The organism is Ruegeria conchae (assembly GCF_000192475.1).
In the GTDB taxonomy this organism is placed as follows: domain Bacteria; phylum Pseudomonadota; class Alphaproteobacteria; order Rhodobacterales; family Rhodobacteraceae; genus Ruegeria; species Ruegeria conchae.
Genome location: NZ_AEYW01000004.1, coordinates 163,313 through 176,021, shown reverse-complemented (window position 1 = coordinate 176,021; position 12,709 = coordinate 163,313). Strand labels below are relative to the sequence as shown.

The 12,709-nt window shown below is 55.3% G+C and carries 16 protein-coding genes; 10 read left to right on the top strand and 6 right to left on the bottom strand.

Annotation, left to right across the window (positions count from 1 at the left end; translation table 11 throughout):
- Positions 1-103 precede the first annotated feature (103 nt).
- Positions 104-1,549, bottom strand: coding sequence for a pyridoxal phosphate-dependent decarboxylase family protein (locus G7G_RS0103905; protein WP_010438610.1), 1,446 nt, complete (start codon positions 1,547-1,549; stop codon positions 104-106).
- A 275-nt stretch (positions 1,550-1,824) separates the two neighbouring features.
- Here G7G_RS0103905 and G7G_RS23640 point away from each other — a divergent pair, with 275 nt between their 5' ends.
- On the top strand, positions 1,825-2,820 hold the full coding sequence (locus G7G_RS23640) for a Hint domain-containing protein (RefSeq protein WP_010438609.1): 996 nt from the start codon (positions 1,825-1,827) through the stop codon (positions 2,818-2,820).
- Positions 2,821-2,859: 39 nt separating this feature from the next.
- Here G7G_RS23640 and G7G_RS0103895 read toward each other — a convergent pair whose 3' ends face one another.
- Positions 2,860-3,510 (bottom strand): peroxiredoxin, encoded by a 651-nt coding sequence (locus G7G_RS0103895; RefSeq protein WP_010438607.1) that lies wholly within the window; start codon positions 3,508-3,510, stop codon positions 2,860-2,862.
- Positions 3,511-3,727: 217 nt separating this feature from the next.
- Between G7G_RS0103895 and G7G_RS0103890 the strand changes: the two genes are divergently transcribed.
- From G7G_RS0103890 to G7G_RS0103880, 3 genes are all read left to right on the top strand, one after another.
- The gene (locus G7G_RS0103890) at positions 3,728-5,167 is read left to right on the top strand and encodes an aldehyde dehydrogenase family protein (protein WP_010438605.1); all 1,440 of its coding nucleotides are present in this window, start codon (positions 3,728-3,730) and stop codon (positions 5,165-5,167) included.
- A 131-nt stretch (positions 5,168-5,298) separates the two neighbouring features.
- The gene (gene sigZ / locus G7G_RS0103885) at positions 5,299-5,841 is read left to right on the top strand and encodes an RNA polymerase sigma factor SigZ (RefSeq protein ID WP_010438603.1); all 543 of its coding nucleotides are present in this window, start codon (positions 5,299-5,301) and stop codon (positions 5,839-5,841) included.
- A 64-nt stretch (positions 5,842-5,905) separates the two neighbouring features.
- Positions 5,906-6,616, top strand: a complete 711-nt coding sequence (locus tag G7G_RS0103880; protein ID WP_010438599.1) for a glutathione S-transferase family protein — start codon at positions 5,906-5,908, stop codon at positions 6,614-6,616.
- Between the two features lie 45 nt (positions 6,617-6,661).
- On the opposite strand, the gene G7G_RS0103875 is transcribed toward G7G_RS0103880, so the two are convergent.
- Complete coding sequence (locus G7G_RS0103875) at positions 6,662-7,096, bottom strand: glyoxalase superfamily protein (RefSeq protein ID WP_010438596.1); 435 nt, start codon at positions 7,094-7,096, stop codon at positions 6,662-6,664.
- Between the two features lie 176 nt (positions 7,097-7,272).
- On the bottom strand, positions 7,273-8,124 hold the full coding sequence (locus tag G7G_RS0103870) for a methylated-DNA--[protein]-cysteine S-methyltransferase (protein ID WP_010438594.1): 852 nt from the start codon (positions 8,122-8,124) through the stop codon (positions 7,273-7,275).
- Between the two features lie 120 nt (positions 8,125-8,244).
- Between G7G_RS0103870 and G7G_RS0103865 the strand changes: the two genes are divergently transcribed.
- The 4 genes from G7G_RS0103865 (at position 8,245) to G7G_RS0103850 (ending at position 11,064) form a co-directional block, all read left to right on the top strand.
- Positions 8,245-8,694 carry a MarR family transcriptional regulator gene (locus tag G7G_RS0103865; protein WP_037320704.1) on the top strand — a complete coding sequence of 150 codons (450 nt, stop codon included), beginning with the start codon at positions 8,245-8,247 and terminating at the stop codon, positions 8,692-8,694.
- A 1-nt stretch (position 8,695) separates the two neighbouring features.
- Positions 8,696-9,337, top strand: a complete 642-nt coding sequence (locus tag G7G_RS0103860; RefSeq protein ID WP_010438592.1) for a cysteine hydrolase family protein — start codon at positions 8,696-8,698, stop codon at positions 9,335-9,337.
- A 96-nt stretch (positions 9,338-9,433) separates the two neighbouring features.
- Positions 9,434-10,078 (top strand): endonuclease III, encoded by a 645-nt coding sequence (gene nth / locus G7G_RS0103855; protein ID WP_010438589.1) that lies wholly within the window; start codon positions 9,434-9,436, stop codon positions 10,076-10,078.
- A complete protein-coding gene (locus tag G7G_RS0103850; RefSeq protein WP_010438587.1) occupies positions 10,075-11,064 on the top strand; it encodes an adenosine kinase in 990 nt (329 codons plus the stop codon). Before nth ends, G7G_RS0103850 begins: the two co-directional genes overlap by 4 nt.
- Before the next feature lie 13 nt (positions 11,065-11,077).
- Here the strand turns inward: G7G_RS0103850 and G7G_RS0103845 are convergent, their stop codons facing one another.
- A complete protein-coding gene (locus tag G7G_RS0103845; protein ID WP_010438583.1) occupies positions 11,078-11,467 on the bottom strand; it encodes a MerR family transcriptional regulator in 390 nt (129 codons plus the stop codon).
- A gap of 89 nt (positions 11,468-11,556) precedes the next feature.
- Here G7G_RS0103845 and G7G_RS0103840 point away from each other — a divergent pair, with 89 nt between their 5' ends.
- Together G7G_RS0103840 and G7G_RS24635 are read left to right on the top strand one after the other, a co-directional pair.
- Entirely contained in the window at positions 11,557-11,880 is a 324-nt protein-coding gene (locus tag G7G_RS0103840; RefSeq protein WP_010438581.1) for a hypothetical protein, read from the top strand.
- 4 nt (positions 11,881-11,884) lie between these two features.
- On the top strand, positions 11,885-12,103 hold the full coding sequence (locus tag G7G_RS24635; protein WP_083828990.1) for a GDCCVxC domain-containing (seleno)protein: 219 nt from the start codon (positions 11,885-11,887) through the stop codon (positions 12,101-12,103).
- A gap of 112 nt (positions 12,104-12,215) precedes the next feature.
- Here the strand turns inward: G7G_RS24635 and G7G_RS0103835 are convergent, their stop codons facing one another.
- Positions 12,216-12,707 carry an RNA pyrophosphohydrolase gene (locus G7G_RS0103835; RefSeq protein ID WP_010438580.1) on the bottom strand — a complete coding sequence of 164 codons (492 nt, stop codon included), beginning with the start codon at positions 12,705-12,707 and terminating at the stop codon, positions 12,216-12,218.
- Between the last annotated feature and the right edge of the window lie 2 nt (positions 12,708-12,709).

Genomic DNA, 12,709 nt, shown 5'->3' with positions numbered 1-12,709 from the left:
GCGAGAGACCCCGGTTCAGGCCGGGGTCTTTTTGTCTTTATGATCCCCGCATAAACCGAAGCAAGTGCCGCCCACTTCGGACCTATGTGTTGGAGCGGGGCTCTCATTCCAAATCCGCTCCGATTTGCAGAACAGTGTCGAGGAAAAGCTCCAGATCTTGCCGCTGCGTGCGGTGATTGTTGATCGCCACGCGCAAGCAATGCTTCCCGTCCAGGGTGGTATCAGAGGGAACCGCGATGCCGGATTCCTGAACCCGTAACATGATTTCTGTGTTGATTTCCCTTAGCCGATCTTCATCCACGATCCCATTGGTATAGCGAAAGCACACGATGTTCAGGTCCACGGGCGCGACGAGTTCAAGCCGCTGGTCGGCACTCACCAATTGCTGCAGATATCGCGCCTGTTCGATGTTCTGATCGATCAGACGGCCAAACTTTTCGACCCCGTTCTCTTTCAGTGACATCCAGATTTTGAGTGCTTTAAACCCCCGGCTAAGTTCAAAACTATAGTCGGCCAAAAACTTGCCAGCGATCAGCCCGCGTTCCTGAATTTGCAGATAGTCGCCGTGCATCTCAAACGTATCGAATTGGCGCTTTGCGTCCCGGACCAGAACGCAGCCAGCTTCGAAAGGGGTGTGCAGCCATTTATGCGGGTCCAAGGCGATGGAGTCGGCCAACTCTATTCCATCAACCAAATGTTTGTTGGCGGACGCCAGACGCAGGAAAGCACCAATACAGCCGTCAACATGGAACCACATCCCTTCGCGACGACAGATTTCCCCGACTGCAGTGAGATCATCCATTGCACCGGTATTCGTCGTCCCTGCCGTCGCGATCACGCAGGCCGGTTTGATGCCATTGGCCCGGTCTGCTGCGATGGCGTTTTCCAACGCAGGGATGCGCATTCGATTGTGGTCATCGCTTGCAACCGCTGTCAGCGACTTTGCGCCATGGCCCATCGTCTCGAGTGCTTTCTGATGGCAGCTATGTACTTGGTCTGAAGCGTAAAACCTGAGGGGTTGCGGCATGCCCAATATGCCTTCGGCGCGAACGTCAACGCCGGCAAGTGCGTTTCGCGCCACATTCAGAGCCACCATATTGGCCATCGAGCCACCGCTGGTCAGAGTTCCACTAGCGTCCTCGGGAAAGCCCATCAATTCCTTGAACCAGTCAACCACCTGATTGTCGATCATCGCCGCAGCCGTGTTGCCGCCACCAAGGTTCGAACCGTCAACCGCGGCAATAAAATCGCCCAGTGCACCGGTGAAATTGGACGAACCCATATACCATCCCCAGAACCGTGGATGGATGTTGCCCATGGAATACGGGAACAGGTTTTCGCGCAGGTCGGCATAGACGGCATCAAGCGGCTGCGACGTCATGGGTGCAGGGGATTTGAAGAAGTTTCGAACTGTATCCGGCATTTCCTGCCAGACATGCCGATCACGGACCTGGGACAAATGCCCGATCGCATCGTCAACCATCTGATGTGCAAGATTACGCGATAGAGTCCAGTCTTCCGGATCCAGAGATTCTTCAAAATTGCCCATGTCAAAACCCCCAAGTGTTCAAAAGCCGCAAGTGTGGGGTGCACATGATACTTAGTCAATCTGCCTTGGATTCTGATCCTGATTTGGCCGGTCAATAAAGCTGTCAGACCCTATGCGCGCTTCATTAGAAAGGAGACACCCACGGGGCCTCGGGTACCGCTCACACCGTCCTTAGCCGCACTCAGGTGCAGGTTCGGTAAACCAATTCTTAACACTTATAAGTTGAGTTAGCTCAAAGTTAAGGAATATAACGATATCTGGGAAATCGCTCCGCTTTGGCCTCGATCACCATCTATGAAATCAGCGGCGACCCGTTTGGCAATCCAAGCGTGACCATCACCGAAGGGTATCAGGTCGAAATCACCGATGATGACGGCCTTCTTGAGGATCCGGATGGAAACGGCGGCAAGCAGTTTAACACCAGTACGCTTCCTAACCTGGACAACTCGGGCAACCTCCAGATTTTCGAAGGTTACACGGCCACTGTAAGCGGGGTGCCAGTTACCTATACGCTGATTAATTTTTCAGGGACGCAATACATCGTCGTGACCTCTGGCGATGTTGAAGTCGGCGATGTTCTGACAGGCAACACGCTGGCGCAAAACCCAGCGCCGCTGGTGGCCTATGACAGCCTGCCTAGCTTTGTCTGCTTCACATCGGGGTCCTACATCCTAACCCCGTCCGGTCGCCGCTTGATTGAAGAGATCAAAGTCGGGGATCAGGTGATCGTCGCGGATGGCACCAGCCGGGCCGTGCGCTGGGTGGGTAGACGACTGCTGAGTGAGACGAATTTGAAGCAAACCCCAAAGCATTGCCCGATCCGAATCAATGCAGGCAGTCTTGGACCGCAAACGCCGTCGCGAGATCTGCTGCTGTCGCCGCAGCATCGGGTGGTCGTTTCGTCACCGGCAATGGAACTTCATCATAATCACTCGATGATGCTGGCGACTGCTAAATCTCTGGTCAACGGCAAGACCATCAACCAGCTGCCGCCGGGAGGAGGTGTCGAGTATATTCACATCCTGTTCGACCAGCATGAGTTGGTGAATGTTGAAGGGTTGTGGTCGGAATCATTTTATCCCGGCGACCATACACTCGACGTGATGAGTGTGGCGGTGAAGGAAGAGCTGTTCGGTCTGTTTCCCGAACTGCAGTCGGGTGCACGCGGCTATGGTGATACCGTGTTGCCGGTGCTGAGATCATTCGAAGTGCAGATTTTGCGCTCGGGTTTGTGCGCCCCTTCCGGGACCACACCAGCTTTTGTGCATTGAAAAAAGCAGGGGGCTTTTGCCCCCTGCCCGTCTATCCGTTTAGGACGGCGCTTTGGTCTTGCGCAGATAAGGGAAGATCGTCTCGAACTCGCCGAACTTTTCTTTCGCCTCATCATTCGATACCGTAGGCGGGATGATCACATCCTCACCCGGCACCCAGTTGGCGGGAGTTGCCACGCCCTTGGCGCTCATTTGCAGCCCGTCCAGTGCGCGCAGGATCTCGGCAAAGTTCCGACCCACGGTCATTGGGTAGGTCATCGACAGTTTCAGTTGCTTGTCCGGGCCAATGATAAAGACCGAACGTACGGTGGCACTGTCGGCAGGCGTGCGGCCGTCGGGCAGATAAGCTTCGGCAGGCAACATGTCGAAGGCCTTAGACACCGCCAACCCATCATCAGCAATGATCGGGAAGCCGGGGTTGGCGTTGCCATATGCTTCGATGTCTTTCTTCCACTTCTTGTGGTCTTCGACACCATCGACCGACACACCCATCACCTTGGTGTTCCGCGCCGCCCATTCATCATTCAGCTGCGCAACGGCCGAGAACTCGGTCGTGCAGACAGGGGTGAAATCCTTGGGATGCGAGAACAGGATTGCCCAGCTGTCGCCGATCCAGTCATGGAATTGGACGGTGCCTTGATCGGTTTCTGCTGTGAAATTCGGGACGGTGTCATTGATACGCAAACCCATTGGAAAACTCCTCTACTGTGAAAATCGTGAGTCGGTTGCAGCCAATCTAATCACTTAGCGCAAAGGTTAAACCATTCATGTTGCCCTGTCAGGAAATTCGGTAGATACATAATTTGATCAAATTATGATTCTCACTTGCCTTGCATCAGGTCAGGTGACAGAGTGCACATGAAAACCGACCGGACGGTCGATTTATTTTTGCTCCGGAGGATGAGCCATGATCGAAAAGCGCGATTTCTATATCAACGGCAAATGGGTCGCCCCATCAGAACCGAATGATTTCAATGTCATCGACCCCTCGACCGAAGAGCCCTGCGCGGTGATCTCGCTGGGATCTGAGGCCGACACGAATGCGGCGGTCGCTGCGGCCAAAGCCGCCCTGCCCGGCTGGATGGCCACACCCGTCGAAGAGCGCATCGCTTTGGTGGAAAAGCTGGTCGACATCTATGCTACGCGTTCGGAGGATCTGGCGCAGGCGATGTCCATGGAAATGGGTGCGCCGATTGACATGGCGCGTACCCAGCAATCCGGTGCGGGCATCTATCACCTGAAAAACTTTATCCGCGCCGCCAAGGCGTTTCAGTTCGAACGTCCGCTGGGTGATCACGCGCCGAATGACCGGATCATCTATGAGGCGGTAGGTGTCGCCGCCCTGATCACGCCCTGGAATTGGCCGATGAATCAGGTCACGCTCAAGGTGGGCGCCGCTGCGATTGCGGGCTGCACGATGGTGATAAAACCCTCGGAACAGAGCCCGCTGAACGCGATGATTTTTGCCGAGATGATGGATGAGGCTGGTTTCCCAGCAGGCGTCTTCAATCTGGTGAACGGCGATGGTGTCGGCGTCGGCTCGCAGCTATCGGGGCATCCGGATGTGGATATGGTCAGCTTCACCGGCTCGACCCGCGCAGGTACTGCGATTTCCAAAAACGCTGCCGATACCTTGAAAAAGGTACATCTGGAACTGGGTGGCAAAGGCGCAAATGTGGTCTTTGCAGATGCGGATGAAAAGGCCGTCAAACGCGGCGTGCTGCACATGATGAACAACACCGGCCAAAGCTGCAACGCGCCCAGCCGGATGCTGGTGCAGCGTCCCATATATGACCAGGCGGTTGAGACCGCCGCCGAGGTCGCCAACAAGGTTACCGTGGGCAGCGCCGCTGAAGAAGGTCGCCATATCGGACCGGTGGTGAATGAGGTTCAGTGGACCAAGATTCAGGACCTGATCCAGCAGGGTATCGACGAAGGAGCGCGCCTGGTCGCTGGTGGCACCGGTCGGCCCGAGGGATTGAACAAGGGCTATTATGTACGCCCCACAGTATTTGCTGATGCAAACAATCAGATGACAATCGCCCGCGAAGAAATCTTTGGCCCCGTCCTGACCATGATCCCGTTTGATACCGAGGATGAGGCCATCGAGATCGCCAATGACACGCCTTATGGGCTAACCAACTATGTGCAGACCCAAGATGGCGACCGTGCCAATCGAATGGCCCGCGTGTTGCGATCCGGCATGGTTGAGATGAATGGCCAGTCTCGCAGTGCAGGGTCACCGTTTGGGGGTATGAAGCAATCCGGGAACGGTCGTGAAGGCGGCGTGTGGGGGTTGGAAGACTTTCTGGAAGTGAAGGCCGTAGGCGGCTGGGCTGCGGAGTAAGTATCCATAACATTTGACTTTGGTGGAGTGCGCTTCGCAGGCGCGCTCCGCTTTCATTTGGAAACGCTTCCCAGCGTCTCGGAACTGGCCAAACTTGAAAAAAGCCTTCTGGGTGACCATACCTGCCAGTTATGCAAATAGAAGAAATCTGGCCAAACTACCGCGCACGTATCAAGGCGTTCCTGCATTCCAAGGTGGCAAACCCGGCGGATGTAGACGATCTTTTGCAGGAAATATCGATCAAGGTTTTCACAGGGCTGCCGACACTCAGCGACCCTTCGAAATTGCAATCCTGGCTGTTCCAGACTGCTGACCGCACAATCATCGATTTCTACAGAAAAAACGCGCGGGCAAAGATCGTTGATCCTGAAGATCTTTGGTATTCTAGTGACGATCCGGGCATCCGTCAGGAACTGGAAAATTGCGTCGAGCCATTTATCCGCGGCTTGCCCGCCGAGACGGCAAAGCTACTTATGGACATCGACATCAATGGCATGTCCCAAAAAGAATATGCCAAGGCTCACGGACTATCTTATTCGACATTGAAATCCAGAGTTCAAAAGGGTCGCGACGACCTGCGTAAAGCATTTGACGATTGCTGTAACTGGACCATGGATACACGCGGAAATATTGCGGAATATCATTTGAAGCCAGATAACTGCAAAAAATGTTGAGCCAATCTTCGTCTTTTTGATGCGGGCGCCGTCTTACAGGTGAACGTATCAAAAGGATAAAACGATGATCAAAATTATCAGCTTCAAAATCTGCCCGTTCGTGCAGCGTGTCACCGCTATGCTGGAAGCAAAAAACGTAGCCTATGACGTTGAATACATCAGCCTAAGCGACAAACCGGACTGGTTTTTGGAAATTTCACCGACGGGCCAAGTGCCTGTCCTGGTAACCGAGAACGGTACCGTGCTGTTCGAATCCGACGCGATCGTAGAATATATCGACGATGTCACAGCGCCATTGCAGACAGACATTTCGCCCGAGCAACGCGCAGTTAATCGCGCTTGGAGCTATCAGGCGACGAAACACTATCTGGTCCAATGCAGTACGATGCAGAGCGCCGACAAGGCGACGCTGGATGATCGCATCCGCAAACTGGATGCGTCGTTTGCCAGGGTAGAGAAACAACTGGGCGAGGGCTCATTTTTTGCCGGCGAAGAACTCGGCAATGTTGATATCGCATGGCTGCCGCTGCTGCACCGCGCGGCTATTGTCGAAAAACAAAGCGGTTATGACATGCTTGCGGGTTATCCCAAAGTGAAGGCATGGCAGCAGGCTGTGCTGCAAACGGGAATTCCGGCGAAATCCGTACCCGCGGATTTCGATCAGAAGTTCTCGGATTTTTATTTGGCCGAACGCACATGGCTTGGGCGAGGTGCAAACCTGAATGAAGCACCCAGCGCGCCTGCAAAATCCACCGGGAGCGGGTGCTGCGGATAGAATAGGAATGCTCCTGCCCTGCAATCGCCGGGCAGGAGCTCGCTATCAAACCGGTCGAATGGTCAGTTGAGGCTCTCCATTCGACGTGTGCCGGGTGGATCGACCATCCCAGCCAATCTCGCCGGTGACACGCTGCCGATAAGCCGAAAAACTATCGAACTGTACCACATCTACAGGCGCGTCGAACTGCAGGGTCACCCGCCGATGTGATCCATCACCCAAGATTGTCAGGCCACGGATTTCCGCAGTAAAGGGCTGACCCAAATATCGGCCCTCAACCCGGTCACCAATGCGTAGTTGCATTCGGTTACCGGCCAAGGCGTGCAGGGTGTTCCAATCGCGCACACCATGCTGATGTGCCAGCAATTCCAACGCCTCGCTATGCAATAGCGTAACACCTGTATCTTGCAGGCGTTTGCGCAGGCGTTTTGCCTGCTCTTTCAGCTCCGCAACCGGAGCGATGTTTTGAGTTTGTGTCATGATGTGCCTCGTTTCCTTGAACGGGCGCGAAATCTGGACGGGGCTCGCATTGCCATCCGCGCGCCTGGAAAGGGCAACAGATGTGATTCAACCGGGTTTCACCAAAGCCAAAGGCTGCGAACGGCAGGGGACCCGAACCTGCCGCGCCTTTTGGCAGCCTCGGGTCGACCTGTCAATCAGGCGTCCGCCTGCGCAGCCTCAAAGGCCAGCATGGCGCGTTTGACCGGCAGCCCCCAGTGGTAACCACCCAAACCGCCCGATTTGCGTAAGGCACGGTGGCACGGGATCAGCCAGCTGACCGGGTTGCGCCCGACCGCGGTGCCCACGGCGCGTACCGCTTGTGGCGAACCAACCCGCTGCGCGATTTCTGAATAGGTAGTGACCTGTCCAGATGGGATGTGCATCAACGCCTCCCACACTTTGATCTGCAACGGAGAGCCAATCAGATAGAGCGGGGTCGGTTGCAAGCGGTCACTTTCGGCGCCAAAGGCACTAAGAACCCATGGGCGCAAACGCATCGGGTCTTCGACGAACTCGGCCTGAGGCCAGCGCGACAGCATGTCTTCCATCGCCTCTACTTCACCTGTTTCAGCGCCAAAGGCGATGCCGCAGATCCCCTTGTCGGTCCCCATGACCAGAGCTGGGCCAAACGGGCTTTCAAACCAACCCCAATAGATCGTCAGACCCGCGCCTTTACGCGCGTATTCGCCGGGGCTCATGGATTCCCATTTCAGGAACAGATCGTGTAACCGCCCGCTACCGGATAATCCGACGTTATGCGCGGTCTCCAGCGTGGTAAAACGTTCGCGTAGCAGTGCCTTGGCATGGCCCAAAGTCAGGTATTGCTGATATCGCTTAGGTGACACCCCAGTCCAGCGCGAGAACAGGCGCTGGAAATGGGCTGGGCTCATATCCATTTGGCAGGCCAGCTCATCAAGGCTGAGATTCTCTCCACCCTGATCGATCAATTCGATCGCGCGCCGCATGACGTTGTAATGATATCCGCTTTCTGCTGTCTGGATGTTCATCGGTCACCTCATCAGTTACAGGAACAGTAACTTGCCCCCGGCGATCTTGCGACCCGGAACCTGCGCTTTATCTTGTCAACTGAGTTGACGAATCAATCTGTGTGCCCCTACTATTCAGGTATGGAACACAGGTTGGATCAGCTTTATCAGGCAGTGCAGGCCGCCCGGCCATTGCTTCGGAACATCACGGCAGCCGTTGAGCAGGGCAGCCAGCGCAAAGGCGTGACCGTCGGACAACGTGCCCTACTGGAAGGTCTATCGCTATTTCCAGGCGCGACCGCCCCGGTGCTGTGCGCCAAGCTGCAGCTGAAACGGCAATATGTCTCGCGCATCTTAAAAGAGCTGATGAGCGAACAGCTGATCGAAAGCCAACCCAATTCCAGACGTGCAGGCACCCATTGCTACCGACTGAGCCCTTCGGGCGATGCGACGATCACGGCAATCAGAGCGGATGAGATGACAAAGCTGTCATGCTTTGCACAGGATTTTTCTGCGTCAGAGCTTGCCGCTTACCACAAGGTTCAACTTGCCCTGACCCGGTACTTTGCAGACCTCGCCAAGGATACCTGACATGTCCGTCCTTTGGATCATAGCGACCGGGATAGTAATCGCCGTTTTATATATACTCCTGGAAATCCGAAAGATTGGAACTCCGACCACCGGGCCCAAAATAAACCTTGCATCGCGGCCTGAAACGGCGCTGCTGGTGATCGATATGCAAACAGATTTTACCTCGATGTCCGCATGGGATGACGCGCAGATCGAGGGCGCCTTATCGGCGATCCGGTCGATGACGGATAGCGCCCATCAGTCTCGTAGGCCCGTGATCGTCATTCGGCATGAATTCGAAGGGAGGCTGGCGAACATGCTGAATGGTTGGTTCAATCAGGGGCGTGGCAATGCAGAATCAGACGGGATCGGATTGGATCCGCGTCTCGCGCTGAATCCGGATGCCGAGTTTGTAAAGTCTGTGGGTGACGCCTTTTCTTCGTCGGTTTTTGAGCAGTTCCTGGAAGAAAAACAGATCGGAACGCTGGTTCTGACAGGGTTGGACGGGTGTCATTGCGTGAACAAGACCGCGCAGGGCGCGCTCAATCGAGGATACCGGGTTCAGATCGATCCGGCAGCCGTTCTGGTGGCTGACCCGAGCCGATGGCACGGGATCAGGAATCAACTTGCAACGGCGGGCGTAGATTTCCGACCGCAGACGTAAGGCACAGGGACAAATCGACCAAGACCCGCACTTGAGCAAAACCAAAACGCACCTTTTCAATTGCGACCGCTTGTCTGGCAGGGCATTAAGGCTCGGATGGCCAAGCAACTTGGATACCACAAGATCCGCGAGATCTTTACGCGTTTTCACGACGCCGACCCTGAACCCAAGGGCGAGTTGGAGCATGTGAACGTCTATACGCTGGTCGTGGCCGTCGCGCTGTCGGCGCAGGCGACCGATGCGGGCGTCAACAAGGCCACCCGTGACTTGTTCAAGATCGCCGATACCCCGCAAAAGATGCTGGATCTGGGCGAGGAGGGTCTGATCGAACATATCAAGACCATCGGTCTGTTCCGTCAGAAAGCCAAGAATGTGATCAAGCTGAGCCGAATTCTGGTCGAGGACTATGGAGGCGAGGTGCCGAACTCCCGCGCCGCGCTGCAATCGCTGCCGGGTGTGGGGCGCAAGACCGCTAATGTCGTACTGAACATGTGGTGGCGGTATCCGGCGCAGGCAGTAGACACGCACATCTTCCGCGTTGGCAACCGCACCGGTATTTGCCCGGGCAAGAATGTGGACGCGGTTGAGCGCGCTATCGAAGATAACATCCCGACCGATTTCCAGTTGCATGCGCATCATTGGTTGATTCTGCATGGCCGCTATCACTGCAAGGCACGCAAACCGCAGTGCCCGACCTGTATCATCCGCGATCTTTGCGAATTTGAGGACAAGACTCTATGAAGACCTACCAACTGACCGGCATCGGAAACGCCGTTGTGGACGTCATTTCCCAGGCCGATGACAGTTTCCTTGAGCTGATGGGCATCGAAAAGGGCATCATGCAGCTGATCGAGCAGGAACGCGGAGAAGTGCTGTATGCCTCGATGGAAGGTCGGGTGCAGACACCGGGCGGTTCGGTTGCAAATACCATTGCGGGTGCGGGTGCACTGGGTCTGGATTCGGCGTTTATCGGGCGGGTGCATGATGATGCGCTGGGGCGGTTCTATGCGGATGCGATGAACGAGGATGGGGTGGATTTCGTGAACCCGCCGGTGCCGGGGGGCGAGCTGCCAACCTCGCGCTCGATGATCTTTGTCTCGCCGGATGGTGAGCGGTCGATGAATACTTATCTGGGTATCTCCTCTGAACTGTCGTCTGAGGATGTCTCGGAAGATGTCGCAGGCAACAGCCAAATCATGTTCCTCGAAGGTTATTTGTTCGACAAGGAAAAGGGCAAGGCGGCGTTTTTGGAAGCTGCGCGCAACTGCCACAAGGGCGGTGGTAAGGCAGGCATCGCCATTTCCGATCCGTTCTGTGTTGAACGGCACCGGGTCGACTTCCTGCTGCTGATCGAGAATGAGCTGGATTTCGTGATCGGCAATGAGGCCGAGATCAAATCGCTATTCGAAACCGACGATCTGGAAGAGGCGTTGGCCAAGACAGCCGAGATTTGCCCTCTGGTCGTCTGCACCCGGTCTGGCGACGGGGTGACCGTATTGAACGGCGACGCGCGAATCGACGTACCGGTCGAAAAGGTTATCCCGGTGGACGCGACCGGCGCAGGCGATCAGTTTGCTGCCGGGTTCCTGTACGGTATGGCCACAGGCCGCGATTACGAGACCTGCGCGCGGATCGGCAATGTCTGCGCCCGGGAGGTGATCAGCCATATCGGGCCAAGGCCGGAGGCAAACATGCTTGAGTTGTTGCGGGGGAAAGGGCTGCTTTGAGCCCAAAGTTACACTAGTCGGTGCGCAGTTTTGAGAGCATCGGGCAAGAGACATTCCCGCTGTCGCAGTTGGCTGTGAGTTCGTTCAGCGCCGCTTCCAATCGCTTCAGTTCGTTTATCTTTTCCCGCACATTGAAGATATGAAGCTCAGCCAGCTCTTTTACGGATCGGCAATCCTCTCCGTCGCCTTCGGACAGGCTGAGAAGCGTCTTTGTATCGGCTAGTGGAAAGCCCAAATCACGGCATTTCTTCAGGAAACGAAGCCTTCCAACATCGTGCGCGGAGTACATCCGCCGGTTATTAGGTGCCCGTTCTGGTTTGGGCACGATCCCTTCGCGTTCGTAGTAGCGGATCGTTTCAATGCCGACACCGCTTTGCCGGGATGCTTCCCCAATCGCAAACATGTGAGTTTTCCCGTCTTGATCCTGTAGCGACTACAGAAGTTATACAAGCGGCTGAAACTTCGACAACTCCAACTAGTCAAGGGAAAGAAATGCAGAAGTACCTTAGCGTTAGTTATCTGGGATCACTGTCAGCACTCGGCGTCGCGACTTGCTGTGTATTGCCCATGACAATGATGTTGATGGGACTAGGAGGCAGTTGGCTTGCCATTTTCGGAAAGATCGCGGCGGCAAGCAACTACGTATTGGCGATTTCGACGGTGCTTGTCGCTATATCGTGGCTTGTATCTTATCAGCGCGGTTCCCTAACAAAGTTGAAATGGTGGCTTTCGGGGACGACCGCAATCACCGCGTTAGCTTGGGTCGTCGTCTTTAACGAGGCCCGGATCAACGACTACCTGATAATGCAGATGTGAGACAATGACAGAGCAAACTGTAGTGCTTGAAAGCACCCTAACGTGCCCGAAATGCGGTCACAGCGAAACCGAAATAATGCCGACGGATGCTTGCCAGTGGTTCTATGAATGCAAGTCTTGCGCAGCGGTCTTGAAGCCGTTGGAAGGGGACTGTTGTGTCTACTGCTCCTATGCCACCGTGCCTTGCCCGCCGATCCAGAATGGCGATAGTTGTTGCGGATGACAAAGTCTGCTTTGTTCCGCATATCGGCCATTCTTCAGACCCTTCGGTACCGCTCCGCTTTGAGAGATTGACTGTCTGCAAACCGACACGCACTCAATGAAGTGAACTGTGGTCAAATCTCAGGCAAATGTCCTCGAAAGACCTCGACCACACGCGCATACACGCCGCGTTTGAAGGGTACGATTTCATCAACGAGCCGTGACGGTGTCTGCCATTTCCAATGAGTGAATTCGGGGTGTTCAGTTGCGATATTGATCTGATCATCCTGCCCCAGAAACCGCATCAGGTACCATTTCTGCTCCTGCCCGCGATACCGGCCCTTCCAGATTTTGGGCACAATGTCATGCGGCAAGTCATATGGAAGCCAGCCGTCGGTCTCGGCGATGATTTCGACCAGATCTGCGGTCACGCCGGTTTCTTCCCAAAGCTCGCGTAGGGCGGCATCGCGCGGGTCTTCGCCCTTGTCCACACCGCCCTGAGGCATCTGCCAGGCGTCTTTGTGACGGTCGTTACGCTGACCGACAAAAATCAATCCTTCGGCATTCATCAGCATCAGCCCGACACAGGGGCGATAGGGAAGTGTTGCTATCTGGTCCGGGGTCATAT

What these genes read in the sequence shown, in the direction of transcription:
- G7G_RS0103905 (WP_010438610.1), bottom strand. Translation starts at nt 1,549, where the DNA reads ATGGGCAATTTTGAAGAATCTCTGGATCCGGAAGACTGGACTCTATCG.
- G7G_RS0103895 (WP_010438607.1), bottom strand. Translation starts at nt 3,510, where the DNA reads ATGGGTTTGCGTATCAATGACACCGTCCCGAATTTCACAGCAGAAACC.
- G7G_RS0103890 (WP_010438605.1), top strand. Translation starts at nt 3,728, where the DNA reads ATGATCGAAAAGCGCGATTTCTATATCAACGGCAAATGGGTCGCCCCA.
- sigZ (WP_010438603.1), top strand. Translation starts at nt 5,299, where the DNA reads ATGCAAATAGAAGAAATCTGGCCAAACTACCGCGCACGTATCAAGGCG.
- G7G_RS0103880 (WP_010438599.1), top strand. Translation starts at nt 5,906, where the DNA reads ATGATCAAAATTATCAGCTTCAAAATCTGCCCGTTCGTGCAGCGTGTC.
- G7G_RS0103875 (WP_010438596.1), bottom strand. Translation starts at nt 7,096, where the DNA reads ATGACACAAACTCAAAACATCGCTCCGGTTGCGGAGCTGAAAGAGCAG.
- G7G_RS0103870 (WP_010438594.1), bottom strand. Translation starts at nt 8,124, where the DNA reads ATGAACATCCAGACAGCAGAAAGCGGATATCATTACAACGTCATGCGG.
- G7G_RS0103865 (WP_037320704.1), top strand. Translation starts at nt 8,245, where the DNA reads ATGGAACACAGGTTGGATCAGCTTTATCAGGCAGTGCAGGCCGCCCGG.
- G7G_RS0103860 (WP_010438592.1), top strand. Translation starts at nt 8,696, where the DNA reads ATGTCCGTCCTTTGGATCATAGCGACCGGGATAGTAATCGCCGTTTTA.
- nth (WP_010438589.1), top strand. Translation starts at nt 9,434, where the DNA reads ATGGCCAAGCAACTTGGATACCACAAGATCCGCGAGATCTTTACGCGT.
- G7G_RS0103850 (WP_010438587.1), top strand. Translation starts at nt 10,075, where the DNA reads ATGAAGACCTACCAACTGACCGGCATCGGAAACGCCGTTGTGGACGTC.
- G7G_RS0103845 (WP_010438583.1), bottom strand. Translation starts at nt 11,467, where the DNA reads ATGTTTGCGATTGGGGAAGCATCCCGGCAAAGCGGTGTCGGCATTGAA.
- G7G_RS0103840 (WP_010438581.1), top strand. Translation starts at nt 11,557, where the DNA reads ATGCAGAAGTACCTTAGCGTTAGTTATCTGGGATCACTGTCAGCACTC.
- G7G_RS24635 (WP_083828990.1), top strand. Translation starts at nt 11,885, where the DNA reads ATGACAGAGCAAACTGTAGTGCTTGAAAGCACCCTAACGTGCCCGAAA.
- G7G_RS0103835 (WP_010438580.1), bottom strand. Translation starts at nt 12,707, where the DNA reads ATGACCCCGGACCAGATAGCAACACTTCCCTATCGCCCCTGTGTCGGG.